A 25,128-nucleotide genomic window follows, 5' to 3' on the forward strand; every position below is an offset into this window, starting at 1 on the left:
GCCTCGAAGTGGCGCGAGGACTCGTAGGACGGGTAGTTGTTCTCCGCCGCGTCGATGATGCCGGTCTTCAGGCCGGTGTAGACCTCGCCCATCGGCATCGGCGTCGGGTTGGCGCCCAGCGCCTCGATCATCGACACGAACAGGTCCGACTGCTGGACGCGGATCTTCATGCCCTTCAGGTCGGCCAGAGACGACACCGGCTTCTTCGAATAGAGCGAGCGCGAGCCGCTGTCGTAGAAGGCCAGACCGATCAACCCCTGGCTTTCCATGGCGGCGAGGATCTCGTCGCCGATCGGCCCGTCCAGAACGGCGTGCATGTGGTCGGTGTCGCGGAAGATGAAGGGCAGGGCGACGACCATCGACTCCGGCACCACGTTGTTCAGCGGCGCCACGTTGATGCGCATCATGTCGAGCCCGCCGATCTTGATCTGCTCGATCGTGTCGCGCTCGTTGCCCAGCGCGCCGTTCGGGTAGACCTTGACGCCGAGTTTGCCGTTGCTGCGTTCGCTCAGCAGCTTGCCCATGTATTTGACCGCTTCGACGGTCGGGTAGTCGCCGGGGTGGATGTCGGCCGACCGGAAGTCGCGGGCCGAGACCGGGGCGGCGAGCAGCGCACCCGCGGCGCAGGCGGCCAGCAGCGCCATTCCGAGGCGGCGGAAAGTGTTCTTCATGGACCGTACTCCTGCCTTAGGAGAAGTGCCTGTTGGAGCGGAGGCGGGGTGTCGGCCCGCCGAAAATGGACAAACGAATAGTTCCAGCGTTCGGAAGATGCCCCCGGCTGTTCGGCTGTGCGCTTCGAATAACAGCGCTGCGAAGGGGAGGGCAAAAAAGAACCCCGAAGGGGATGAGGGCGCAAAATCCCGGCGCCATCGGCGCGTGCCGACGGGGGTGAAGCTGGGCGGTTCTTGTCCTTTGTTCCGAGGCGACCGCGGTGTTCTTCCGCGCGGCTGCCCTGGTGTTGTCCGGTGAGCGGGCGGCGTCGGTTGTTCACGACCGTGCCACATCCCGCTGCGCTAGTTATATTAATATATCAGCTTTCAAGGCAAGCGCAAAACGGAGGCCGGAAAGCGTGACGCCAAAATGTCGCAAGCCTAGTGGGGATTAAAGGTTGGGGATCAAAGCCGGGGCGGGGTTTGACGCCCCGCGGCGGTGGGCGCGTCGGTGAAGTAAAGCGGTGCGGCGGCCCGCAAATCGTCGATGGCCAAGCGCAATCCGTCGAGATGGGCGCCGAGCGCTTCGACGCTGGCCTCGCGGTCGTGGGCGGCGATGGCCTCCACGATGGCGTCGTGCTCGGCGATGACCTTGGCCATCTGGCCGGGGACGGGCAGGGTCAGGCGCCGGCAGCGGTCGACCTGCACCTTCACCTGCTCCACCAACGCCCAGAAGCCGGGGAATCCGGCGATCTCGGCGAGCAGGGCGTGGAAGCTCTCGTCGGCCTCGTGGAAGCCGTCGCGGTCGCCGGCGGCGCAGAGGTCGCGTTGCGCCTCCAGCGCCGCGCGCAGCCGGGCGATGTCGCCGGGGGTGGCGCGGATGGCGGCCATCCGCACGGCGGCCTCCTCCAGCGCCTTGCGGATCACCCCGGCCTCCGGCAGGGCGGCGACCGGGATCAGCGAGACGTAGGTGCCCGACTGCGGGAAGACGTCGATCAGCCCCTCGTCGGCCAGCCGCAGCACCGCCTCGTGCACGGGGGTGCGGCTGACGCCGTAGGCCTGGGCGATGCGCGCCTCGGCGATGGGCTCGCCCGGTCGTCGGCGCATCCCCAGGATATCGTTCCGCAGGTCGCGGTAGATGGGAGAGGCGGAGCGTGGCGCGGGCCGGACCGTGGCGAGCCGGCGCTGCCGCGGAGGGGCGGCGGTGAGGGAATCCGATGGCATGAGCCACCTCGTCAAACAGACGGGTCGCGCGGGCGTTGGCCGGCGCCCCGGTGAACGTGTGAAAGCTAATATATTAGTGTTTGCGGCCGGTGCTGAGTGGCAAAGTGTGGGACACCTCGGGCGAAGTGTCGCACGTCTCCGTTGCGGCCCGGCGGCGTGTCTCGCGGATCAGGATCAGCAGGCCGCTGGCGATGACGATGGCGGCCCCGGCCAGCACATGGGTTCCCGGCCAGTCGCCCCAGAACAGCCAGCCGAACAGGCAGGCCCAGAGGATTCCGGCGTAGTTGAACGGGCTGATGACCGCCGCCGGGGCCAGGGCGTAGGCGCGGGTGGCGAAATACTGCGCGCCGCCGCCGACCAGCCCCATCGCCGCCATCAGTACGAAGCCCTCCGCCGTCGGCATCGTCCAGACGAAGGGCAGGGCGACGGCGCTGAGCAGCGTGGAGAAGGCGGTGAAGTAGAAGACGGTGGTGATCGGCGCCTCCGTCCGCCCCAGCTGGCGCATCGCCATCATGGCGAAGGCGTAGGCGACGGCGGCGCTCAGCCCGACCAGAGCGCCGGTGTTCAGCATGCCGCTTCCCGGCTGCACGATGACCAGCACCCCGGCGAAGCCCACCGCCACCGCCCCCCAGCGGTAGGGGCCGACCCGCTCCCCCAGCACCGGCACGGACAGCGCGGTCAGGAACAGCGGGGCGGAGAAGGACAGCGCCACCGCGTCGGCCATTGGCATCAGGTGGTAGGAGAGGAACAGCAGGACCATCGAGGTCAGCCCGATCGCCGCCCGCCAGAAATGGCCGCCCAGATGCTCCGTCCGCAGGCTGCGCCAGCCGCCGGCACGGACCAGCATGGCGGTGGCGGGCAGCAGGGCGAAGGCGTTGCGGAAGAAGGTCACCTCGGCCAGCGGGTAGTCCGCCGCGAGATGCTTCGCCAGCGCGTTCAGCACCGCGTAGAGGAACACCGCCAGCAGCATGGAGACGATGCCGCTGCGCGCCTGGAGATGGCTGGGGATGGGCTGGGCCATGGGTGCCCCGGGGTGGTTCGTTGGTGAGACCGTGCCCCCACCCCGGCCCTCCCCCGCTGGCGCAGGGGAGGGAGATTCAGTCCCCTCCCCTGCGAAGCGGGGGAGGGTTAGGGTGGGGGCAAACGCTCGCCGCTCAGTGCGCCGTGCGGCGGCTCGGACGGCGGTAGATGAACCAGTAGACGGCGCCGACCAGCACCGCTCCGCCGAACCAGTTGCCCAGCGTCACCGCGGCGAGGTTCAGCAGGAACTGCCCGACCGGGATGACCGGCGCGGCGCGGCCCAGATCGGCCCAGAAGGAGGCCGGGGCGCCCCATTCGATCAGCAGGCCCAGCGGCACGAAGTACATGTTGGCGACGCAGTGTTCGAAGCCGGCGGCGACGAAGGCGCTGACCGGGAAGACGATCGCCATGATCTTGTCGGTCACGCTGCGCGCGCCGAGCGCCAGCCACACCGCCAGGCAGACCAGCACGTTGCACAGGATGCCCAGGAAGAAGGCCTGTCCGGCGGGCAGCCCGGCCTTGGCCGTGGCGAAGTAGAGCGCGGAGGCGCCCACCGCCCCGTGGCCGAAGGCGTATTGCCCGGACAGGAAGACCAGCAGCGCCGTGCCGGCGGCGCCGACGAAGTTGCCGAGCCACACCATGGTCCAAACCTGGAGCATCCGCCCGGTCTTCACCCGCCCGCTGGCCCAGGCCATGACCATCAGCGCGTCGCCGGTGAAGAGCTGGGCGCCGCCGACGATGACCAGGATCAGCCCCAGCGAGAAGACCAGACCGCCGAGCAGCCGGGTCACCCCGTAGGGCAGCATGCCCTCCGCCCCCGACATGGCGACGGTGGCGAACAGCCCGCCCAGCGCGATGAAGGCGCCGGCCAGGACGGCCAGGGCGAACAGCGTCGCGCCGTCGTAATTGGCCTTCTTGACGCCCAGATTCTCCGCCGCCAGCGCGATGGCGTCGGGCATCAGCGCGTCGAGGGAGGAGGCGGGCGGGGAGGCGTGGGGGGTGGCCTCCGGAAGGGAATGCGTGTCCATGTCGATGCTCCTCGTCTCACGCGGCGTTCAGGGGGCCTTCAGGGGGCCTTGAGGCCATGGGCCCGGAAGATGCCGCGCACCCGCTCGGTCAGCTCCGGCGGGGGGGCGTCGGTGTTGGCCAGCGCGTAGGGCAGGCCGAGCTGCTTCCACTTGAACTCGCCCATCTTGTGGAAGGGCAGGACGTCCACCCGCTCCACCACCTCCAGGCCGGCGGCGAATTCCGCCAGACCCTCGATCTCGTCGAGATGGTCGGTCAGGCCAGGGACCAGCACGTAGCGCAGCCAGATCGGCTTGCGCAGCGCGGACAGCCGCTCGGCGAATTCCAGGGTCGGGCGCAGCGGCACGCCGGTCACCGCGCGGTAGGTGGCCTCCTTGAACGCCTTGATGTCCAGAAGCACCAGATCGACGTCGGCCAGCAAATGGTCGTCGGCGTGGCTGCCGAGGAAGCCCGAGGTGTCCAGCGCGGTGTGCAGGCCGAGCTGCTTGGCGCCGCGGTAGATGGCCGCGCAAAATTCCGGCTGGACCAGCGGCTCGCCGCCGCTGATGGTCAGGCCGCCATGGGCGCGGTGCAGGAAATCGGCGTAGGTGGCGATGTCGGCCAGCACGTCGGAGGACTGGGCCGGCGACCCGTCGTGCATGTGGCGGGTGTCGGGGTTGTGGCAGTACTGGCAGCGCAGCGGGCATCCGGCCAGGAACAGGACGTAGCGCAAACCCGGCCCATCGACCGTGCCGCCCGTCTCCACCGAATGGACCCAGCCGCGGACCGACGCGCCCGTCCCGGCGGCGTGCGCGGGTTGGGGGGTAATCGGGCTGAGCATGAGGCACCTCGTGAATGGGCGCCGGCGTCCGCTTCATGCGGCACCGGCGCTGTGTGCCATCCTAGGTCACGCCCCGGCGTCGGCCATGACCGGGGTCAATTGATCTGACCGTGACTCTTGCGCGTACTGCGTGTGCGCGCCGGCCGGAAGGACCGGGCGCTCCACCCAGGCGATGCGCAGGATGTTGGTCGAACCCGGCATGCCGAAGGGCACGCCCGCGGTGATGACCAGCCGCTGCCCGTCCTCCGCCAGACCGTGGGCGTAGGCGATGCGGGTCGCCTTGTGCACCATGTCGGAGAAGTTCTGGATGTCCTCGGTCAGCACGCTGTGCACGCCGTAGGCCAGCACCAGACGGCGCGAGGCGGCGACGGTCGCGGTCAGGCAGAGGATCGGCACCTCCGGCCGCTCGCGGGCGGCGCGCAGGGTGGTGGAGCCGCTGGTGGTGTAGGTGACGATGGCCGCCGCGTGGATGGTGTGGGCGACCTGCCGCGCCGCCGCGGTGATGGCGTCGGCGGCCGTCTCCTGCGGGTCGGCGTGCTGGGCGTCCATCATCGTGCGGTAGAGGTCGTCGTGCTCGACCCGGCGGGCGATGCGGTCCATCATCGAGACGGCCTCGACCGGGTAGGCGCCCGACGCGGTCTCCGCCGACAGCATCACCGCGTCGGCGCCGTCGAAGACGGCGGTGGCGACGTCCGACGCCTCGGCGCGGGTCGGGGCCGGGGCGCCGATCATCGATTCGAGCATCTGGGTGGCGACGATCACCGGCTTGCCGGCCTTGCGCGCCTCGCGGATGATCCGCTTCTGGATGCTCGGCACGTCCTCTGGCGGCATCTCCACGCCGAGGTCGCCGCGGGCGACCATGACGCCGTCCGACAGCTCGACGATGCGCTCCAGATGCTGGATGGCCAGCGGCTTCTCCAGCTTGGACATCAGGGCGGCGCGCCCGGCGATCAGCTTGCGCGCCTCCGCCACGTCCTCCGGCCGCTGCACGAAGGACAGCGCCACCCAGTCCACCTCCTGGTCGAGCGCGAAGACGAGGTCGGCGCGGTCCTTGGCGGTCAGGGGCGACAGCGGCAGCAACACGTCGGGGACGTTCACGCCCTTGCGGTCGGACAGCCTCGTTCCGGCCACGACGACGGTGTCGGCGTGGTCCGGGCTGCACGCGACGATGCGCAGCCGCACCTTGCCGTCGTCGAGCAGCAGGTCGGTCTCGGGGCGCAGGGCGGCGAAGATCTCCGGATGGGGCATGCCGACGCGGGTCGCGTCGCCCGGCTCGGTCGAGAGGTCGAGGCGGAAGGGCTGGCCCACCGTCAGCTCCACCGAACCGTCGGCGAAGCGGCCGAGCCGCAGCTTCGGCCCCTGGAGGTCGGCCATGATGGCGATGGGCCGCTCCAACTCGCGCTCCAGGGCGCGGATGGCGCGCACGCGGGCGCCGTGGTCGTCGTGGGAGCCGTGGCTGAAGTTCAGGCGGAAGACGTCGACGCCCGCCTCGAACAGCGCGCGGATCATCTCGGGCGAGGAGGAGGACGGACCCAGCGTGGCGACGATCTTCGTCTGCCGGAAGCGGCGGATCGGGGAGGTGGCGGTCATATCGAAACGGGCTCCGCAAAAGAGGGCGGGGACGGTGGGCGCGGTGCGCGGGCGTTCATCGGTAAGACCGCCGCGCCAGGGCCGGCGTGACGGTGCGGCGCGCGGCGGTCGGTGCGGTTCTCGGGGATGCGCTCGCGGCGCGGGCGGGCTTGGGCCGGCCGGGCTGCGCGTCTGTCCTTCGCAAAATAAAATACTAGTATATCAGATTGAAAGGCAAGCCTGTTTCGCAGGGCAAAGCGGTTTTTCGGCTAAAATGCCGCAGGCTCCCCCGCCCAAAGGATTGGCCGGCGTGTAGGGCTTTTTGCCGAGAGGGGCCGAGAGGGATGGTATTGGGCCCCCTTCGATTTTGGATTATTTTACCGACACGACGTGCTTTAAGACCGCTTCGGTGTGTTGGCATGGAATAAGCCAAGGGATCGGCAAATCATTGGCCCATCCGGATGCATGGGACAAATTTGAGAAACGCCGGAACAATGACGATGGTGGCCGAATGACGCGGGCGGTGCGGCTATGAACGGTGGCGTAGACTTGAGCAATTGCGACCGGGAGCCGATCCATCTCGTCGGGTCCATCCAGCCGAGCGGATTCCTGATTGCGCTGTCGACGGATTGGATCGTCAAGCACGTCTCGTCCAACATCGGGGCGTGGCTGGGGGTGGAGCCCGACGCCCTGCTGGGTCTTCCCCTGGCCGAGGTGATGGACGAGGAGGCGCTGCACGCCATCCGTGGCCGGCTCCAGCTGTCCCTGATCAACGGGTCGGTGGAGCGCGCCTTCCGGGTGACGCTGTCGCCCGGCGCGCTGCCGCTGGACATCGCGGTCCATCTCTCCGGCCAGTCGATCATCGTCGAGGCGGAGCCGAGCGAGCCGGACAGCGAGCTGGACGTCGGCTCCATGGTCCGCGCGATGATCGGGCGGCTTCAGCGCACCCCCGACTTCGACTCCTGCTGCCGCGAGGCGGCGCGGCAATTGCGGTCGCTGACCGGCTTCGACCGGGTGATGATCTACCGCTTCGCCCGCGACGGCGCGGGGGAGGTGATCGCGGAATCCGCGGTGCGCGGCATGCCCTCCTATCTGGGGCTGCGCTACCCGGCCTCGGACATTCCCAAGCAGGCCCGCGCGCTGTACGAGCGGAACTGGCTGCGCTGCATCAACGATGTGGACGCGCCGCCCGCGGCCATCCTGCCGCCCTTCGGACCGGAGGGCGAACCGCTCGACCTGTCGATGAGCGTCCTGCGCAGCGTGTCGCCCATCCATTGCGAGTATCTGCGCAACATGGGCGTCGCCGCCTCGCTGTCGGTGTCGATCCTGCGCCGCGGCAAGCTGTGGGGGCTGTTCGCCTGCCACAACATGGTGCCGAGGCGTCTGTCGCTGGAGCGGCGCACGGCGGCGGAGCTGTACGGCCAGATGTTCTCCTTCCTTCTGGAGAGCGTCGAGCGCGACCGCGAGGAGGCCTACGAGGCCAAGGCGCATCTGCTCCACACCCGCATTATGGCGGTGATGGCCGACGGCGCCTCCTCCATGGAGAATCTGGAGCGGTTGCGCGGCGAGGTCGGCCACTACATCCGCAGCGACGGCTTCGCCATCGTGCTGGGCGGCCAGACCCTTGTGGACGGCAGCACCCCGACGCCCGAGGAGCTGCTCGGGCTGGTGCGCATGCTCAACCGCACGCACGCCAGCCGCGTCTTCGCCACCAGCGAGATCGGGCAGGTCCACCAGCCGGCGCTGGATTTCGCCGAGCGCGCCGCCGGCATGCTGGCCATCCCGGTGTCGCGCAAGCCGCGCGACTACATCATCTTCTTCCGCAAGGAGTCGGTCCGCACCGTCACCTGGGCCGGCAACCCGGACAAGCCGGTCGAAGCCGGTCCCAACGGGCAGCGGCTGACCCCGCGCAAGAGCTTCGAGGCGTGGAAGGAGACGGTGCACGGCCAGTCGGAGCCCTGGACGGAGGCCGACCTGCGCATCGCCGACTCCCTGCGGATCACGCTGATGGAGGTGGTGCTGCGGCTGGCCGACCAGGCGGAGGAGGAACGCCGGACGGCCCGCGAGCGGCAGGAATTGCTGATCGCCGAGCTGAACCACCGGGTCCGCAACATCCTCAGCCTCGTCCGCGCCCTGCTGGCCCAGAGCCGGGCCGGGGTCACCCGCGTCGAGGAGTTCGCGGAGATCGTCGGCGGGCGCATCCAGGCGCTGGCGCGGGCGCACGACCAGTTGACGGCGGAAAACTGGAAGCCCTCCCCCCTGCGCCCCCTGATCGCGGCGGAGGTCGACGCCTATCTGGGCAGCCGGGCGGACCGGGTGGTCCTGTCGGGACCGGAGGTGCTGCTGTCGCCGCCGGCCCTGTCGGTGATGGCGCTGATCATGCACGAGCTGGTGACCAACGCCGCCAAGTACGGCGCCTTCGCCGACAGCGGCGGGCGGGTGAAGGTCCATTGGAGCTTCGACGACCGGGACGCGCTGGAACTCTGCTGGGAGGAAAGCGGCGGCCCGCCTGTGCAGGCGCCGACGCGCCAGGGCTTCGGCACCACCATCATCGAGCGCTCCGTCCCGCACGAACTGAAGGGCGAGGCGACGGTGACCTATGCCCTGGCCGGGCTGAAGGCGCGCTTCACCATCCCGGCCATCCATGTCAGCCTGGCGCCGGAACGCCCGGCGGCGGTGATCGAGGCGGCGGTGACGCCCTGCGCGGCGGCGGATGCTCCGCTGGGCGGGACGGTGCTGCTGCTGGAAGACAACATGATCATCGCCATGAGCGCGGAGGACATGCTGCTCAAGCTGGGCGCCGAGCGGGTGGAGACGGTGGCGAGCGTCCGTCAGGCGCTGGTCGCCATCGCCGACGACCCTCCGGGCATGGCGCTTCTCGACGTCAATCTGGGAACTGAGACCTCCTTCCCGGTGGCGGAGCGGCTGCGCGAGCTGGGCATCCCCTTCCTGTTCGCCACCGGTTACGGCGAGTCCGCGATCTTCCCAGAGGAGTTCCGCGACGTTCTGGTCCTGCGCAAGCCCTACGATTCGGAGCAGGTGCGGCGGGGGCTGCTGGCGGTGCGGGGGCTGTAGCGCGTCTCGCCGGCGTTCGGGATTCTCGGGGGCAACAAGGGCTTCACGGATTTCACGGATCTGAACACGGATTCCACGGATTTTTTTCAATGTTTGCGTGCTCAGAAAACGTCAGTCGCGAAGCCTATACTGAGCAAGCATTACAAAATCCGTGTCATCCGTGCCTGAATCCGTGAAATCCGTGTAAACTCCTTTGTCATCCAACAAGCAGCACCCTCCCCGATTGCCGCACCACCACGGTCGACCGGGTCGAGGACTCACGCGGCGGTGCCGGTCTGGCGGGTCAGGGCTTCCTGGAGCAGGCGGGCGGTCACCGGCTTGAACATCACGCCGATCCCGTGCCGTTCGGCCTCCTGCATCACGTCGGGGCCGGAATCGCCGGTCAGCAGGACGGCCGGGATCGCCGCCCCGGCCAGTTCGCGGATCTTCAGGATGGCTTCGGTGCCCACCTTGTGCTCGCGCAGGCGGTAGTCGGCGACCATCACGTCGGGCCGCCGCCCCGCCGCCCGCAGGCGGTCCAGCGCCTCCTCGGTGGAGGAGGCGACGATGGTGTCGTAGCCCCAGTCCTGGAAGATCGAGCGCAGCCCCATCAAGACGATGGCGTCGTCGTCGATCAGGACGGCCAGCCGCCCGCGCTCCGGCTCGCGGGGCGAGGGGGCCGGGGCCGGGCTGTCCGCGGCGTCGCCGAGCGGCACGGAGATGCGGAACACCGACCCCTTGCCGAGTTCGGAGCGCACCTCCACCGGGTGGCCGAGCAGGGCCGACAGCTTCTGCACGATGGCGAGGCCGAGGCCGAGCCCCTGGTTGCGGTCCCGCTCGGGGTTGCCGACCTGATAGAACTCCTCGAAGATCCACGACATCTGCTCGCCCGAGATGCCGATCCCGGTGTCGCGCACCTGGATGCCGGCGTGGCCGTCCAGGGGATGGCACTCCAGGCGGATCACCCCGCGCTCGGTGTAGCGGATGGCGTTCTCCACCAGATTGCGGACCATCCGCCCCAGCAGGTTGCGGTCGCTGCGCACGGTCAGGTCGTGGTGGTTGACCACCTGGAGGTCCAGACCCTTGGCCGCGGCGACCGGAGCGTAGGAGGACCCGATGTCGTCGAGCAGCGGCTTGATGGGAATGTCCTCGATCCGCGGCTCGATCACCCCGGCGTCCAGTTGCGAGACGTCCAGCAGGCTGTCGAGCAGGCCCTTCAGCGTCTCCATCCCGCGTTCCAGCATCGCCAGGGCGTCGCGCCCGCGCGGGGAATGGACGTGGCTGTGCAGCGCCTCGGCGAAGAAGAACATGGACTGCATGGGCTGGCGCAGGTCGTGGCTGGCGGCGGCCAGGAAGCGGCTCTTGGAGCGGTCGGCCTGCTCCGCCGCCTCGCGGGCCATGCGGCTGTCGTGGACGTCCACCGCGGTGCCGACCCAGGCGATGATCTGGCCGTTCTGGCGCATCGGGTTGATCCGGCAGACGTGCCAGCGGTAAACCCCGTCGTGGCGTTGCATGCGCACGTCGAAGCCGTAGGATTCGCCCGCGGCGATGCCGCGCTCGCGGCAGTCGAGCAGCCGGGGATAGTCGGCGGGGTGGATGTAGGACCAGCGCTCCCCCTGCTCCAGGCTGCGTCCGGTGTAGGTGCGCCAGGCGGCGTTGTAGTATTCCCGGCCGCCGTCCGGCCTGTTGATCCACATCATCACCGGCGTGTTTTCGACCAGCTCGCGGAAGCGGGTCTCGCTCCGCCGCAGGGCCTCCTCGGCGGCCTTGCGCTCGGTGAGGTCGGTCAGGGTGACGACGGCCAGCGTGATGCAGCCGTCGGGGTCGCGCACCGGCTCGGCGTCGGCCAGGCAGGTGATGGGACCGGTGGGGGTGTCGCGGCGCAGCTCCTCCTGCCGCACCACCGCGCCGTCGCGCAGGGCGCGGACCAGCGGCAGCTCTCCGGACCCTTCCGAAGGGCCGCCGGTGAAGGGGCGGGGGTAGTCCTCGACGCGCTCGATCCGGCCCAGCGGCTGGCCGATCAGCCGTTCCGCCGCGCCGTTGTGCAGGATCACCCGTCCGGTGGGCGCCTCGGCCACCACCACGCCGGCGCGCAGATGCTCCAGCACGGCCTTGAGCAGGGCCCGTTCCGTCTCGCGCTGCCGGGTCAGGCGCCCGATTCCCCAGGCGGTGCCGGTCAGGGTGAGCAGCAGGATCACCAGGAAGGGAAACCAGGAGCGCAGCGCCACCACGTCGACGGCGCGCAAAGCGGCGGCGTGGTCGATGCCCACCGCGACGGCGAGCCCGTTGCCGTTCACCCCGGGAGGAGAATAGGCCACGATGCGGGGCACCCCGTCCAACCCCTCGGTCAGCGCCGTCGCCGTCCGGTCGCCGTTCAGGAAGAGGTTCAGCCGCTCCGGCAGCGGCTGGCCGACCAGACCCGGAATATCCGGCACACGGACGATGATGGTGCCGTTGCTGTCGGCCAGCAGGACCGTCGTGTTCGGAGGCAGCGGTTTGTGGGCCTGATACTGCCGCAGCCAGTCGAGGTCGAGCAGGGCGGTCACCACCACGGCATCGGAGCCATTGCCGGAAGCATCGGCTTTGTCGTGCGCGTAGGGCATGGCGAAGGGCAGGACGTGACGATCCAGCCCTTTCGCGACGATGTAGTCTCCCAACGCGAAGCGACCGGTGGACAGGGCCTGCTGAACTTCCGGCTGGTTGGCAACCCCGGTCCCGACGATCCGTCGGTCGGTGGCGCACCGGACGGTGCCGGAACGGTCGGCGAAGCCCAGCGTCAGGTAGCTGGGCAGGCGCTGCCCCAGGCGTTCCATCGTCTCCTGGCAGCCCGGTCCGGCGATGTTCGCCTCCACCAGCGTGGCAAGGATGTGCTCGATGTCGTCGATGATCCGACCCTGTTCGACATCGATCAGGTCGAGCAGGCGCAACGCCTCCTGACCGAGTTCGGCCTCCCGCTCCGCCCGCAGCCGGGCGTGGGAATAGACCTCGAACCCGATCAGCGGGGCCAGGGTGAAGACAAGCAGCAGAAGCCAGCGGACCATGGACACGATCGACCGTCCCGGCCCGGAGGCCGTTGGGATGAGGGAAACGATCGTGTGAACCCTAACATACTGAGGTATGTTGCAACGCCTGTCCTTCGGTCCTAACGCTTTCCTGCGCCCGGCCGGGCTTGCCTCAGCCCAAGGTCAGTGCTCCGCAAGGGGGCGGGCGCCCATCAGGAAAAGGGCGACGGCCCGTCCGACGTAACACTCCACCTCCTCCCTGGAGAAGGACTGTTCCGGCAGGATCAGGCGGCGCAGCAGGATGTTGCCGGTGATCATGCCGATGAAGCCGCGGGCGGCGGCCTCCGGCTCCGCGACGGACAGGGCGCCGGCGGCGGTCTGCCGGGCCAGATAGTCGGCCAGCCGCCGCTGGGCGGTTTCCGGGCCGATGCGGAAGAAGGCTTCGGCGATGTCCGGGATGCGCCCGCCCTCCGACACCAGCACGCGGACGATGGCCATGGTGCGGTCGTCGAACAGCGCCGCGACGATGTGCAGGGCGAAGCGGGTGAGCCCGTCCTCCGGTGCTGCCCGCTCGTCGGCCTGGATGGCGGCCAGCCCTTCCTGGATGCGGGCGCTGTTCTCCTCCATCATCGCGCGGAACAGCCCCTCCTTGTCGCCGAAATGCTCGTAGAGGGTGGCGCGCGAGCCGCCGGCCCGCCCGATGATGTCGGTCAGCGTGGTCTTCTCGAAGCCTTTCTCGACGAACAGCGCCGCCGCCGCGTCGAGCAGGGCCTGCCGGCGCGCCCGGCCGCGCGGGCCGATGGTGGATGAGTCCTTGTCGACCAATTCCCTAACGCTTCCCCGGTCCATCGGTTCTTCCTCAGGCGCTGGCGGCGGTTGCCCCCACCCCGGCCCTCCCCCGCTATCGCAGGGGAGGGTGCCTTCTGCGAAGCGGCGGCAGTCCCCTCCCCTGCGAAGCGGGGGAGGGTTAGGGTGGGGGCAACGTTACAACAAGCGCGCATCGTCGCGGGAGCTATGACCCGTGCCGCCCCCGCTGGCAAGACGGCAATACGCCGCTCCCGATCCCGCTCAGGGGCGGGTCCCCGCAAGAAACAACCGCACGGACTGACGGACGTAACGCTCCAACTCCTCCATCGGGACGGGCTCGTCCGGAAGGATCAGCCGCTTGGTCAGCAGGTCGCCGACCACCATGCCGATGAAGGCGTGGGCGGCCCCCTCCGGATCGTCGATGCGCAGGCGCCCGGCCTCGGACAGTTCGCGGAAGCAGTCGGCGAGCCAGCCGATGGTCTTCTCCGGGCCGATCTGGAAGAAGGCCTGGGCGATGTCGGGAATGCGCCCGCCCTCCGACACCAGGATGCGCAGGATGGCGGTGGTCTCCGGCATGGTCAGCGTGCCGGCGATGTGCAGGCCGACGCGGTACAGAGTCTCCTCAAGTTCCTCGGCCATCGCCGCCGGGCCGGCGGCGCGCATGGCCGACATCTCCTCCAGCACGCGGTCGCAGTGGCGCTCCATCACCGCGCGGAACAGCCCCTCCTTGTCGCCGAAATGCTCATAGAGCGTGGTGCGCGACCCGCCGGCCTGCCGCAGGATGTCCGACAGCGAGGTCAGCGCGAATCCCTTCTCCACGAACAGCGCCGCCGCCGCGTCGAGCAGCGCCCGGCAGCGCGCCTGCCCGCGCGGACCGCAGCCGGGCGTGTCGAAGCTGTTGATGCCGAGGCTGGCGATTCCGCCACCAGCGATTCCGCCTTGGAACGGTGTGGATGCCCCCTTGTCGGGCATTGCGGTTCCCCCTTGCGCGAACGGTCGTTCTGAATGTATCGTTCGGTACAGTGTACTGTATGAGACAGTACGAATAAAGGGGTCATTTCGCACCGTCCGCGCGCACCGGCCTTTTCCCCCGGTTCTGAAGGCCGGTCCCGAAACAGCCGGGCGGAACGCGGGGTATCCCCGGCTCATTAGGACATTTCATCGCCGCATCACGGCGTTTTCACGAGGAACGGATGTTCAACAGGAACGCATTTCTGTCTCTTGCCGTGGCGGCCTCCCTGACCGTGGTGCTGGGTGCCTGCCAGGACAAGAAGCACGCCGCCGGGGGCCAGCCGGCGCCCGGTCCGGCGGAGGTCGCGGTGGCGACCATCCAGCCGCAGAGCCTGTCGGTCACCACCGAACTGCCGGGCCGCACCGCGGCCTTCCGCGTGGCGGAGATCCGCCCGCAGGTCAGCGGCATCGTGTTGAAGCGCTTCTTCACCGAAGGCAGCGACGTCAAGGCGGGCGACCAGCTCTACCAGATCGACCCGGCCACCTACGAGGCCAACCTCGCCGTCGCCCAGGCCGACATCCAGAAGGCGGAGGCCAACCTGCAGGCCGCCCGCAACAAGGCGGCCCGCTACAACGACCTCGTCAAGAACAGCGTCGTCAGCAAGCAGGACTACGACGACGCCATGGCCTCGCTGAAGCAGAACGAGGCGCAGCTCGCCGCCGCCAAGGCCGCCCACAATCTGGCGCGCATCAACCTGGACTACACCAAGGTCTTCGCCCCCATCTCCGGCCGCATCGGCAAGTCCGCCGTGACGGAGGGCGCGCTGGTCACCGCCAACCAGGCGACGGCGCTCGCCACCGTCCAGCAGCTCGACCCGATCTACGTGGACGTGACCCAGACCGCCTCGCAGCTCATGCAGCTCCGCCAGGACATGGAGAGCGGGCGCATCCGCCCGGCCGAGCCCGGCAAGATCCCCGTCTCGCTGTTCCTGCACGCGGCGGAGGCCCCCTATCCCCAGCGCGGCGAACTTCAGTTCTCCGACGTCTCGGTCGATCCGGGCACCAGCTCGGTCCAGCTCCGCGCGGTCTTCCCGAACCCGAACCTGAATTTGCTGCCCGGCCTGTTCGTGCGCGCCCGCGTCGAGCAGGGCGTCGCCGAGAACGCCCTGGCCGTGCCGCAGGAGGCGGTTCAGCGCGGTCCGGACGGCTCGGCCCGCGTGTGGGTCGTCGGCGACGACAACAAGGTCAACCCGCGCACCATCAAGACCGAGCGGGCGATCAACAACGCCTGGCTGGTCTCCGACGGCCTGAAGGCGGGCGAGCGCATCGTGGTCGAGGGGCTGCAGAAGGTGAAGCCGGGGGGCGAGGTCAAGCCGGTCCCGGCGCAGGCCGCTGTCGCGGCCCTGCCCGGACCGCAGGCGCGCTGAGACCGGGGACCGATCCATGTCGAAATACTTTATCGACCGGCCCGTCTTCGCCTGGGTCATCGCCATCGTCATCATGCTGGCGGGCGGTCTGGCCATCCTGGGCCTGCCCGTCGAGCAATACCCGAAGATCGCCCCGCCGACGGTGTCCATCACCGCCAGCTACCCCGGCGCATCCGCGAAGACGCTGGAGGACACGGTCACCCAGGTCATCGAGCAGAAGATGACCGGGCTCGACCATTTCCGCTACATGTCGTCGAACAGCGACTCGTCGGGCAACGTCACCATCACCCTGACCTTCGAGCCGGAGGCCAACCCGGACATCGCCCAGGTCCAGGTGCAGAACAAGCTCCAGCTCGCCGTGCCGCTCCTGCCGCAGGAGGTGCAGCAGCGCGGCCTCCAGGTGTCGAAGGCCGGCAACGACTTCCTGATGGTCGCCGGCTTCGTGTCCAGCGACGGGCGGCTGACCCAGGGCGACATCGCCGACTATGTGGCCTCCAACCTCCAGGACACGATCAGCCGCGTCGAGGGCGTGGGCGACATCACCGTGTTCGGCCCGCAGCACGCCATGCGGATCTGGCTGGACCCCGACGCGCTGAACAGCCACCAGCTGACCACCATCGACGTCACCAACGCCATCAAGGCGGAGAACGCGCAGGTCTCGGCCGGCCAGCTCGGCGGCGCCCCGGCGGTGCCCGGCCAGCGCATCAATGCCACCATCATGGCGCAGTCGCGCATGCAGACGCCGGAGGAGTTCGGCGCCATCCTGCTGCGCGTCAATCCCGACGGCGGGCAGGTGCGTCTGCGCGACGTCGCGCGGATCGAGATCGGGCAGGAAACCTACGAGATCACCGCCCGCTACAACGGCAAGCCGGCGGCGGGCCTGGGCGTCAAGCTGGCGACCGGGGCCAACGCGCTGGACACCGCCGCGGCGGTGAAGGCGCGCATCGCCGAGCTGTCGGCCTTCTTCCCTGAGGGGCTGGAGGTCATCTACCCCTACGACACGACGCCCTTCGTCGAGCTGTCGATCCACGAGGTCGTCAAGACGCTGATCGAGGCGATCATCCTCGTCTTCGCCGTGATGTACCTGTTCCTGCAGAACTTCCGGGCGACGCTGATCCCGACCATCGCGGTTCCCGTGGTGCTTCTCGGCACCTTCGGCGTGCTGTCGCTGTTCGGCTTCTCGATCAACACGCTGACGATGTTCGGCATGGTGCTGGCCATCGGTCTGCTGGTCGACGACGCCATCGTGGTGGTGGAGAACGTCGAGCGCGTGATGAGCGAGGACGGGCTGCCCCCGCGCGAGGCGACCCGCAAGTCGATGGGCCAGATCACCGGCGCGCTGATCGGCATCGCGCTGGTGCTGTCCGCCGTGTTCGTCCCCATGGCCTTCTTCGGCGGCTCCGCCGGCGCCATCTACCGCCAGTTCTCGCTGACCATCGTGTCGGCGATGGCGCTGTCGGTTCTGGTCGCCCTGGTGCTGACCCCGGCGCTCTGCGCCACCATCCTGAAGCCGGTGGCGAAGGGCCACGGCCACGCCAAGCGCGGCTTCTTCGGCCTGTTCAACCGCGGCTTCGATGCCAGCAGCCGCGTCTATCTGCGCGGCGTGCGCGGGGCGGTGTCGCGGCTCGGGCGCTACGGCCTCGCCTACGCGCTGATCGTCGGCGGTCTGGCCTACCTGTTCCTCCAGATGCCCTCCTCCTTCCTGCCGCAGGAGGACCGCGGGACGATGTTCGTGCTGTGGTCGGCCCCTCCGAACGCCAGCATCGAGCGCACGCTGGAGACCACCAAGCAGGTCGAGACCTACTTCCTGGAGCAGGAGAAAGACAGCGTCGAGGGGCTGTTCACCATCGCCGGCTTCAACTTCGCCGGCCGCGGCCAGAACGCCGGCATGGCCTTCGTCCGGCTGCGCGACTGGAGCGAGCGCGAGTCCGCCGACCGCAAGCCGACGGCCATCGCCGGCCGCGCCATGGGCGCCCTGTCGAAGGCCAAGGACGCGGTGGTCTTCGCCTTCATGCCGCCCTCGGTTCCGGGTCTCGGCAACGCCACCGGCTTCGACCTGCAGCTGGTGGACCGCGGCGGCGTCGGGCACGACCGGCTGATGCAGGCGCGCAACCAGCTTCTGGGCCTCGCGGCGCAGAACGGCAAGCTGGTTGGCGTCCGCCCGAACGGTCTGGAGGACACGCCGCAGTTCAAGCTGACGGTGGACCGCGAGAAGGCCAGCGCGCTCGGCCTGTCGCTGACCGACGTCAACACGACCCTGACGGCGGCCTGGGGCTCCTCCTACGTCAACGACTTCATCGACCGGGGGCGCGTGAAGCGCGTCTATCTCCAGGCGGACGCGCCCTACCGCATGCAGCCGAGCGACGTCGACCGCTGGTACGTGCGCAACGCCATGGGGCAAATGGTGCCGTTCTCCGCCTTCACCACGGCGCAATGGACCTACGGTTCGCCGAAGCTGGAGCGCTACAACGGCATGTCGTCGCTCAACATCCAGGGCTCCGCGGCGCCGGGCATCAGCTCCGGCGAGGCGATGCAGGAGATGGAGGCGATGATGGCCAAGCTGCCGCCGGGCGTCGGCTATGAGTGGACCGGCCTGTCCTACGAGGAGCGGCTGAGCGGGTCGCAGGCGCCGGCGCTCTACGCCCTGTCCATGCTGATCGTCTTCCTCTGCCTGGCCGCGCTCTACGAGAGCTGGTCGGTGCCGGTGTCGGTCATCCTGGTGGTGCCGCTGGGCGTCATCGGTGCCGTGCTCGCCGCCACGCTGCGCGGCCTGCCCAGCGACGTCTACTTCCAGGTGGGCCTGCTGACGACCATCGGCCTGTCGGCGAAGAACGCCATCCTGATCGTGGAGTTCGCCAAGGCGCTCTACGACGAGGGCATGGACCTGAAGGACGCCGCCATCGAGGCGTGCCGGCAACGCCTGCGCCCGATCATCATGACCTCGCTGGCCTTCGTGCTGGGCGTGCTGCCGCTGGCGACCAGCAGCGGCGCCGGTTCGGAAAGCCAGAACGCCATCGGCGTGGGCGTGATGGGCGGCATGATCTCCGCCACCGTGCTGGCGATCCTGTTCGTCCCGGTCTTCTTCGTCGCGGTTTATCGCTTGTTCGGCAGTAAGCGCGCCGGCGCCCATCCCCCGCAGGGTGCCGAGCCGGTGCCCGCCGGCGACTGACGGTCCGGCTGCGGCTGGAAGCGGAAGGCCCGGTCCCGGAAACGGTGCCGGGCTTTTTGTTGGCTCTGTTTTTTCGGCCGCGTCTTGTGGGCGGTGCTTTGTCCTTGCATGAGGGATCATTCGGACTCATATTTTCGCCATATGATACCGTAGGGAGGAGCCATGATCCGCGCCGAAATGGTGGCCGAGGTTCTGGGTGGAGAGCGGCTGATCGGGCGCCCGGTCCATTCGCTGGCCGATCTCAGCGATGCCGTTGATGAGGGGCTGCCCAAGTCGACGCTCGGCACCGTCGTCAAGCGCGTCACCCGCGATCCCCGGCATCGCCGCACCATCATGTACGGCATCGTGCCGGAGGCCACCTACAAGCGGCGCCGTGATCGGCTGAGCCGGGATGAAAGCGAACGGACGGAGCGCTTGGCCCGCATCACCGCCCACGCGCTGAGTGTTTGGGGGGTGGAGGCGGACGCCCAGGATTTCCTGGCGGCGCCGCACCCGATGCTGGGCGGCCGCACGCCGGTGGAGGCGGCGGTGACGGACCTCGGGGCGCGGCAGGTCGAGCAGATCCTCGCGGCCATTGAATATGGGCTTCCCGTGTGATCGCCTTCCGGATTGCCGGCGCCAACCATCCGGTGTTCGACGGAACCGGTGCCGAGGTGCACGGTGGGCGTTGGAACTCGCGTGGGCGCCGGGTGATCTATGGCGGCGAGTCCTTCGCCATCTGCATGCTGGAACGGCTGGTCTACACCGCCATCGGCCGCGCTCCGGTCAATGACCGTTTCGTTTCGATCACCATTCCGGACGATGCCGTCGAAACCGTCCATCCAGCCCATCTGCCCGGCTGGGACGAGCCCGGCTATGCGGTGGCGAGCGCCTATGGTGACCGGTGGTTCGACGAGGGGCGTTCCGCGGTTCTTCTGGTGCCGTCCGCCGTCACGGCGGTGGACCGCAACATCGTCATAAACCAACGCCATCCCGACGCCGCCCGCATCACCGTTTCCGCGGAGCAGCCGGTGCGGTGGGACCCGCGCCTGTTCTCCCGCCCCCGTTGAAGCGGCCATCGATCCGCGGCGAAACGGCGCAGGCTGCGCACCACCGGCCGAAGCGCCTTGCCGTCAAACTGATATACTAGTATTTATTGTTCCCGGGGGTGACGGCTGAGCGCCTGCTTGTGGCGTTCCAGCCGCTCCCGCAGGGCGTCGCCTTTGCGCAGCGCCACGGCAATCGACAGGATGTCGCCGAGGACCAGATGGCTGATGCGCGACGTCATGGGCGAGTGGATGTCGAAGTCTTCCGCGACGTCGGCGAGCAGGCTGACCGTGGCGAGCTGCGCCAGCGGCGAGCCGGAGCGGGTGATGGCGACGACCGCGGCCCCGGACGACAGCGCGTTCTGCACGGCCTCCAGCATGTCGCGGGTGCCGCCCGAACTGGACACGGCGACCACCGCGTCGCCGGGGGCGAGCGACAGGGCCGACACGAAATAGACGTGGGCGTCGCTGTAGGCGACCGTGGGGATGCCCAGCCGGAAGAATCGGCGCTGGATGTCCTGCGCCACCGTGCCGGAGTTGCCGGAGCCGTAGAACTCGATCCGCCGCGCCCCGGCCAGCAGGTCGGCGGCGCGGTCCACCGATTCCGCCGACAGGTTGTTGCGCACCTGCATGAGCGTCGCCAGGGTGCGGTCGAACACCTTGCCCGCGATGCCCGCCGCGCGGTCGTCCGGGCTGACCTCCTGGTCGATGAAGGGCATGCCGGCGGCGATGTCCTGGGCCAGCTTGATCTTGAACTCGCGGAAGCCGCTGCAGCCGAGCGCCCCGCAGAAGCGGGCGATGGTCGGCTCGCTGACCCCGGCGCGCTCCGCCATGTCGGCCATCGACAGGGTGATCACCTCGCCCGGCTGGGCCAGCACGCAGTCCGCCAGCTTCCGTTCCGAAGGACGGAGCCCGTCGCGCACCGCCATGATCCTCGCCAGCATCGGCCTGTTCCCCCGTTCCGTCCATCCGCCATCGTAGCACGGATAGTAAAACTACATCGTGCGATAGAAGGGCGCTATCGGCGGCGCTGTCCCACATATCGGGACCGCCGACGATGCGGCGTTCCGTCACAGTAGCTTCATCAAAGAACGTGGAAAATCAACCGCTTTTGCCTTGCGCGCCTCCCTGATCCGGTTTATGTAGCAAAACTACATAATGACCTTTGGCCCTGCCGGCTTCACAGCCCGTTGCCACACCGCCGCTCCCGCCCCGACCAGGGGGCCGGCGGTCTTCCGACCCCTCCGCTGGGGGGCCTCCAGGGTCGATCAGCGACGCGGCGCGTGCCGCCCAGACGCCTTTTCGTGAGGAGACATCATGGACACCCTGCTGAGAGACGGACTCGTCGAGACCCCGGAACAGCAAGCCGAGCGCCCCTGGCGCCGCTTCGTTCCGGGCGTCTGGCAGCAAGAGGTCAACGTCCGCGACTTCATCGTCCGCAACGTCCACCCCTACGCCGGGGATTCCCGTTTCCTGACCGGCCCGACCGGACGGACCAAGGCCCTGTGGGACAAGGTCACCGCCCTGCTGAAGGAGGAGCGCGCGGCCAAGGGCGGCGTGCTCGACGCCGATACGGAGGTCTTCGGCTCGATCACCGCCCACGCGCCCGGCTACATCGACCGGGAGCTTGAACTCGTCGTCGGGCTTCAGACGGACAAGCCGCTGAAGCGCGCGATCATGCCCTTCGGCGGCTGGCGGATGGTCAAGAACGGGCTGGAGGCCTACGGCTTCAAACCCTCGCCCAGGCTGGAGGAGGTCTTCCCCGGCCTGCGCAAGTCGCACAATGACGGCGTCTTCGACGTCTACACCGACGAGATGCTGCGCTGCCGCAAGTCCGGCGTCATCACCGGCCTGCCGGACGCCTATGGGCGCGGCCGCATCATCGGCGACTACCGCCGGCTGGCGCTCTACGGCGCGACCTTCCTGATCGAGGACAAGAAGGCGCAGTACAAGAGCCTTGAGCTGGACCGCATCGACGAGCACACGCTGGGCCTGCGCGAGGAGATCACCGAGCAGATCAAGGCGCTGAAAGAACTGGCCGCCATGGCCAAGTCCTACGGCTTCGACGTGTCGCGCCCGGCGGCCAACGCCCGCGAGGCGGTGCAGTGGACGTATCTGGCCTATCTGGCCGCGGTGAAGGAGGCCAACGGGGCGGCCATGTCGCTCGGCCGCGTCTCCAGCTTCCTCGACGTCTACGTCGAGCGCGATCTGCGCGACGGCCTGCTGACCGAGGAGGAGGCGCAGGAGCTGATCGACCAGTTCGTGACCAAGCTGCGCATCGTCCGCTTCCTGCGCACGCCGGAATACGACCAGCTCTTCTCCGGCGACCCGACCTGGGTGACGGAGTGCATCGGCGGCATGGCGCTCGACGGGCGCACGCTGGTGACGAAGAACAGCTTCCGCATGCTCCAGACCCTGAACAACCTCGGCCCGGCGCCGGAACCGAACCTGACCGTTCTGTGGTCGGAAAGCCTGCCGGAAGGCTTCAAGAAATTCTGCGCCGAAACGTCGATCAAGACCTGCTCGGTGCAGTACGAGAACGACGACCTGATGCGGCCCTACTGGGGCGACGACTACGGCATCGCCTGCTGCGTCTCGGCCATGCGCATCGGCAAGCAGATGCAGTTCTTCGGCGCCCGCGCCAACCTCGCCAAGACGCTGCTCTACGCCATCAACGGCGGCCGCGACGAGGTGTCGGGCGAGCAGGTCGGCCCGGCCTTCGCGCCGATCACCGGCGACGTGCTCGACCACGACACGGTGGTCGCCCGCCTGCTGCCGATGATGGAATGGCTGGCGCGGGCCTACATGAACACGCTCAACGCCATCCACTTCATGCACGACAAGTACATGTACGAGCGGCTGGAGATGGCCCTGCACGACCGCGACGTGCTGCGCACCATGGCCTGCGGCATCGCCGGCCTGAGCGTCGTCGCGGACAGCCTGTCGGCCATCAAGCACGCCACGGTCAAGGTGGTGCGCGACGAGCGTGGCCTCGCCACCGACTTCGTCATCGAGGGCGACTATCCGGCCTTCGGCAACAACGACGACCGGGTCGACGGCATCGCGGTGTGGCTGGTCGAGACCTTCATGGGTCTGCTGCGCAAGCAGAAGGCCTACCGCGACGCGGTGCCGACGCAGTCGGTGCTGACGATCACGTCGAACGTGGTCTACGGCAAGAAGACGGGCAACACGCCGGACGGGCGCAAGGCCGGCCAGCCCTTCGCACCGGGGGCCAACCCGATGCACGGGCGCGACCGCAAGGGGGCGATCGCCTCGATGGCGTCGGTGGCCAAGCTGCCCTACGCCCACGCCCAGGACGGCATCAGCTACACCTTCACCATCGTGCCCGGCGCGCTGGGTCCGACCGAGGGTGAGCGGGTGGACAATCTGGTGGGCATGCTGGACGGCTATTTCGGCCAGGGCGGGCACCACATCAACGTGAACGTCTTCGACCGCGAGACGCTGCTGCACGCCATGGACCATCCGGAGCTGTACCCGCAGCTGACCATCCGGGTGTCAGGCTACGCGGTGAACTTCATCAAGCTGACCCGCGAGCAGCAGATGGACGTCATCAGCCGCACCTTCCACGGGGCGCATTGAGAAGCGTCTGAGCCGCGACGTGCTGCCCCCACCCTGACCCTCCCCCGCTTCGCAGGGGAGGGGACAACTCCCTCTCCCGCCCAGCGGGGGAGGGAAGGGGCCCGCGGCGAAGCCGTGGGAAGGGTGGGGGCAACACGTCCCGACTCACACCGTCCCCTGGGTATCCTCCCTGATCCCCAGCGCCTGCATCCGCTCGTAGAGCGAGGCGCGCGAAATCCCCAGCAGCTTTGCGGCCTTCGCCTTCACCCCGCCGGTGCGGGACAGAGCGCCGACGATGGCCGCGCGTTCCGTCTCCTTCAACACGTCGCTCAAGGGACGGTCGCCCCCCTCCAGCGGCCGCTCGCCCGGACCGGCGGGACCCGCCGCGCGCGGCAGGGCGCCGCGGATGTGCTCGGCGGTCAGGGCCGTGTCGTCAGTCATGGCCGACACCCGTTCCAGCACGTTGCGCAGCTCCCGCACGTTGCCCGGCCAGTCGTAATCCTCCAGCACGGCGATGGCCCCGGCGGTCAGCTCCCGCGACGGTGCGGTGGTGGTGAAGGCCAGCTCGTCGAGGATGCGGTCGGCGATGCTGCCGATGTCCTCCGTCCGGTCGCGCAGCGGCGGCAGAGTGATCGGAACCACGTTCAGACGGTAATAGAGGTCGGCGCGGAACTGCCGCTCGCGGACCAGGGCGTCGAGGTCGCGGCTGGTCGCCGCGATGACGCGCAGATCGACGCGCACCACCTTGTTGGAGCCGACCGCCTCGAACTCGCGCTCCTGAAGCACGCGCAGCAGCTTGGCCTGCAACGGCAGCGGCATGTCGCCGATCTCGTCCAGGAACAGGGTGCCGCCGTCGGCCAGTTGGAACTTGCCTTCGCGCATCTTGCGGTCGGCGCCGGTGTAGGCGCCGGGGGCGACGCCGAACAGCTCCGATTCCAGGAGGTTTTCCGGGATCGCCGCGACGTTCACCCCGACGAAGGGCGCCCCGGCACGCGGGCTGGCGGCGTGGATGCCGTGGGCCAGCAGCTCCTTGCCGGTGCCGGTCTCGCCCAGCAGCAGGACGGTGCTGTCGAGCTGCGCGGCGCGGCGGGCCAGGCGCTTCACCTCGCGCATGGAATCGCTGTTGCCGATCATCTGCGACAGGGAGTATTTCGCGCGCCGCTCCTGCGCCAGCTCCTGCCGGGCGCGGGTCAGCTCCTCCTGGAGTTTCTGGTATTTCGACATCAGCGGGCGCAGCCGGTCGGCCCGGTCGAACAGGGCGAAGCCGATGGCGCCGATCAACGTCCCGTCCTCCTCGCGCAGCGGCAGGCGGGTGACCACGATGGTCCGCTCCCCGATGTCCATGAGGTCGAGCAGCATGGTCTGCCCGCTCTCCACCACATGGCGCATCTGACTGTTGGGGATGACCTCCTCCACCGGGCGGCCAAGCGCGTCGTCCGGGTTCCCGGAATAGCCGAGCAACTCCAGATAGCGCTCGCCGATCCAGGCGATCCGCGCGTCCCGGTCGACCACGATCAGCCCGACGCAGGCGTCCGCCAGATGGTGGAACAGCGATTCCACGGCCCGGGCCCGCAAATGTTCGAAGTTCGGTTCGAGGCTCATGCCTTCTTCCTTCTTGGAGGGGGCTTGGCGGGGCTTTGCGGAGGGGGATGCGGACCTAGCATCAAGTGGGGGCACCATACCAGGGAATCCAGTTGGGGGGTGCTTCGCCCGCATGCATGACGGAAATCCTATGCCGAATTACGCCGTGTGCGGCAGGACACGCTGTTGTATGGTGCGCAAAGACCGAGACCGACCGAAGACCT

Annotated in this window: 17 protein-coding genes; 6 read left to right on the forward strand and 11 right to left on the reverse strand. The window is 68.8% G+C overall.

Annotation, left to right across the window (positions count from 1 at the left end; translation table 11 throughout):
* The 6 genes from dctP to pyk form a co-directional block, all read right to left on the reverse strand.
* Window positions 1–671: TRAP transporter substrate-binding protein DctP (gene dctP / locus DXK32_RS18240; RefSeq protein ID WP_205215760.1), on the reverse strand; the 671-nt coding region annotated here is incomplete at its 3' end.
* A gap of 444 nt (window positions 672–1,115) precedes the next feature.
* Window positions 1,116–1,874: a GntR family transcriptional regulator gene (locus DXK32_RS18250; RefSeq protein WP_114859824.1), complete on the reverse strand. Its 759-nt coding sequence runs from the start codon at window positions 1,872–1,874 to the stop codon at window positions 1,116–1,118.
* A gap of 73 nt (window positions 1,875–1,947) precedes the next feature.
* A complete protein-coding gene (locus DXK32_RS18255) occupies window positions 1,948–2,895 on the reverse strand; it encodes a DMT family transporter (RefSeq protein ID WP_114859825.1) in 948 nt (315 codons plus the stop codon).
* 133 nt (window positions 2,896–3,028) lie between these two features.
* Entirely contained in the window at window positions 3,029–3,922 is an 894-nt protein-coding gene (locus DXK32_RS18260; RefSeq protein ID WP_114859826.1) for a formate/nitrite transporter family protein, read from the reverse strand.
* A gap of 38 nt (window positions 3,923–3,960) precedes the next feature.
* Window positions 3,961–4,740, reverse strand: a complete 780-nt coding sequence (gene pflA / locus DXK32_RS18265; RefSeq protein ID WP_114859827.1) for a pyruvate formate-lyase-activating protein — start codon at window positions 4,738–4,740, stop codon at window positions 3,961–3,963.
* A gap of 66 nt (window positions 4,741–4,806) precedes the next feature.
* Window positions 4,807–6,330: a pyruvate kinase gene (pyk, locus tag DXK32_RS18270; protein WP_114859828.1), complete on the reverse strand. Its 1,524-nt coding sequence runs from the start codon at window positions 6,328–6,330 to the stop codon at window positions 4,807–4,809.
* A 528-nt stretch (window positions 6,331–6,858) separates the two neighbouring features.
* Here pyk and DXK32_RS18275 point away from each other — a divergent pair.
* Entirely contained in the window at window positions 6,859–9,384 is a 2,526-nt protein-coding gene (locus DXK32_RS18275; RefSeq protein ID WP_247877220.1) for an HWE histidine kinase domain-containing protein, read from the forward strand.
* A 257-nt stretch (window positions 9,385–9,641) separates the two neighbouring features.
* On the opposite strand, the gene DXK32_RS18280 is transcribed toward DXK32_RS18275, so the two are convergent.
* From DXK32_RS18280 to DXK32_RS18290, 3 genes are all read right to left on the reverse strand, one after another.
* On the reverse strand, window positions 9,642–12,404 hold the full coding sequence (locus DXK32_RS18280) for a hybrid sensor histidine kinase/response regulator (RefSeq protein ID WP_114859830.1): 2,763 nt from the start codon (window positions 12,402–12,404) through the stop codon (window positions 9,642–9,644).
* A gap of 144 nt (window positions 12,405–12,548) precedes the next feature.
* The gene (locus tag DXK32_RS18285; RefSeq protein ID WP_114859831.1) at window positions 12,549–13,214 is read right to left on the reverse strand and encodes a TetR/AcrR family transcriptional regulator; all 666 of its coding nucleotides are present in this window, start codon (window positions 13,212–13,214) and stop codon (window positions 12,549–12,551) included.
* A gap of 219 nt (window positions 13,215–13,433) precedes the next feature.
* Window positions 13,434–14,144: a TetR/AcrR family transcriptional regulator gene (locus tag DXK32_RS18290; RefSeq protein ID WP_114859832.1), complete on the reverse strand. Its 711-nt coding sequence runs from the start codon at window positions 14,142–14,144 to the stop codon at window positions 13,434–13,436.
* Window positions 14,145–14,365: 221 nt separating this feature from the next.
* Here DXK32_RS18290 and DXK32_RS18295 point away from each other — a divergent pair, with 221 nt between their 5' ends.
* The 4 genes from DXK32_RS18295 to DXK32_RS18310 all read left to right on the forward strand — a co-directional run bounded on the left by DXK32_RS18295 (window position 14,366) and on the right by DXK32_RS18310 (window position 19,768).
* Window positions 14,366–15,550: an efflux RND transporter periplasmic adaptor subunit gene (locus tag DXK32_RS18295; protein ID WP_114859833.1), complete on the forward strand. Its 1,185-nt coding sequence runs from the start codon at window positions 14,366–14,368 to the stop codon at window positions 15,548–15,550.
* Between the two features lie 16 nt (window positions 15,551–15,566).
* Complete coding sequence (locus DXK32_RS18300) at window positions 15,567–18,719, forward strand: efflux RND transporter permease subunit (protein WP_114859834.1); 3,153 nt, start codon at window positions 15,567–15,569, stop codon at window positions 18,717–18,719.
* Window positions 18,720–18,881: 162 nt separating this feature from the next.
* On the forward strand, window positions 18,882–19,316 hold the full coding sequence (locus DXK32_RS18305; protein WP_114859835.1) for an antitoxin Xre/MbcA/ParS toxin-binding domain-containing protein: 435 nt from the start codon (window positions 18,882–18,884) through the stop codon (window positions 19,314–19,316).
* Window positions 19,313–19,768, forward strand: a complete 456-nt coding sequence (locus DXK32_RS18310; RefSeq protein ID WP_114859836.1) for an RES family NAD+ phosphorylase — start codon at window positions 19,313–19,315, stop codon at window positions 19,766–19,768. Before DXK32_RS18305 ends, DXK32_RS18310 begins: the two co-directional genes overlap by 4 nt.
* Before the next feature lie 83 nt (window positions 19,769–19,851).
* Here the strand turns inward: DXK32_RS18310 and DXK32_RS18315 are convergent, their stop codons facing one another.
* Window positions 19,852–20,688, reverse strand: a complete 837-nt coding sequence (locus DXK32_RS18315; RefSeq protein WP_059399660.1) for a MurR/RpiR family transcriptional regulator — start codon at window positions 20,686–20,688, stop codon at window positions 19,852–19,854.
* A 373-nt stretch (window positions 20,689–21,061) separates the two neighbouring features.
* Here DXK32_RS18315 and pflB point away from each other — a divergent pair, with 373 nt between their 5' ends.
* A complete protein-coding gene (gene pflB, locus DXK32_RS18320; protein WP_114859837.1) occupies window positions 21,062–23,344 on the forward strand; it encodes a formate C-acetyltransferase in 2,283 nt (760 codons plus the stop codon).
* A 144-nt stretch (window positions 23,345–23,488) separates the two neighbouring features.
* Here the strand turns inward: pflB and DXK32_RS18325 are convergent, their stop codons facing one another.
* Window positions 23,489–24,925 (reverse strand): sigma-54 interaction domain-containing protein, encoded by a 1,437-nt coding sequence (locus DXK32_RS18325; RefSeq protein WP_114859838.1) that lies wholly within the window; start codon window positions 24,923–24,925, stop codon window positions 23,489–23,491.
* Window positions 24,926–25,128 lie beyond the last annotated feature (203 nt).

It is taken from the genome of Azospirillum brasilense (genome assembly GCF_003349955.1).
Classification (GTDB): Bacteria; Pseudomonadota; Alphaproteobacteria; order Azospirillales; family Azospirillaceae; genus Azospirillum; species Azospirillum brasilense_B.

Coding starts and splice junctions, on each gene's coding strand:
- DXK32_RS18300 (WP_114859834.1), top strand. CDS start 15,567: ATGTCGAAATACTTTATCGACCGGCCCGTCTTCGCCTGGGTCATCGCC.
- DXK32_RS18280 (WP_114859830.1), bottom strand. CDS start 12,404: ATGGTCCGCTGGCTTCTGCTGCTTGTCTTCACCCTGGCCCCGCTGATC.
- DXK32_RS18315 (WP_059399660.1), bottom strand. CDS start 20,688: ATGCTGGCGAGGATCATGGCGGTGCGCGACGGGCTCCGTCCTTCGGAA.
- DXK32_RS18260 (WP_114859826.1), bottom strand. CDS start 3,922: ATGGACACGCATTCCCTTCCGGAGGCCACCCCCCACGCCTCCCCGCCC.
- DXK32_RS18290 (WP_114859832.1), bottom strand. CDS start 14,144: ATGCCCGACAAGGGGGCATCCACACCGTTCCAAGGCGGAATCGCTGGT.
- DXK32_RS18285 (WP_114859831.1), bottom strand. CDS start 13,214: ATGGACCGGGGAAGCGTTAGGGAATTGGTCGACAAGGACTCATCCACC.
- pyk (WP_114859828.1), bottom strand. CDS start 6,330: ATGACCGCCACCTCCCCGATCCGCCGCTTCCGGCAGACGAAGATCGTC.
- pflB (WP_114859837.1), top strand. CDS start 21,062: ATGGACACCCTGCTGAGAGACGGACTCGTCGAGACCCCGGAACAGCAA.
- DXK32_RS18250 (WP_114859824.1), bottom strand. CDS start 1,874: ATGCCATCGGATTCCCTCACCGCCGCCCCTCCGCGGCAGCGCCGGCTC.
- DXK32_RS18295 (WP_114859833.1), top strand. CDS start 14,366: ATGTTCAACAGGAACGCATTTCTGTCTCTTGCCGTGGCGGCCTCCCTG.
- DXK32_RS18305 (WP_114859835.1), top strand. CDS start 18,882: ATGATCCGCGCCGAAATGGTGGCCGAGGTTCTGGGTGGAGAGCGGCTG.
- DXK32_RS18325 (WP_114859838.1), bottom strand. CDS start 24,925: ATGAGCCTCGAACCGAACTTCGAACATTTGCGGGCCCGGGCCGTGGAA.
- pflA (WP_114859827.1), bottom strand. CDS start 4,740: ATGCTCAGCCCGATTACCCCCCAACCCGCGCACGCCGCCGGGACGGGC.
- DXK32_RS18255 (WP_114859825.1), bottom strand. CDS start 2,895: ATGGCCCAGCCCATCCCCAGCCATCTCCAGGCGCGCAGCGGCATCGTC.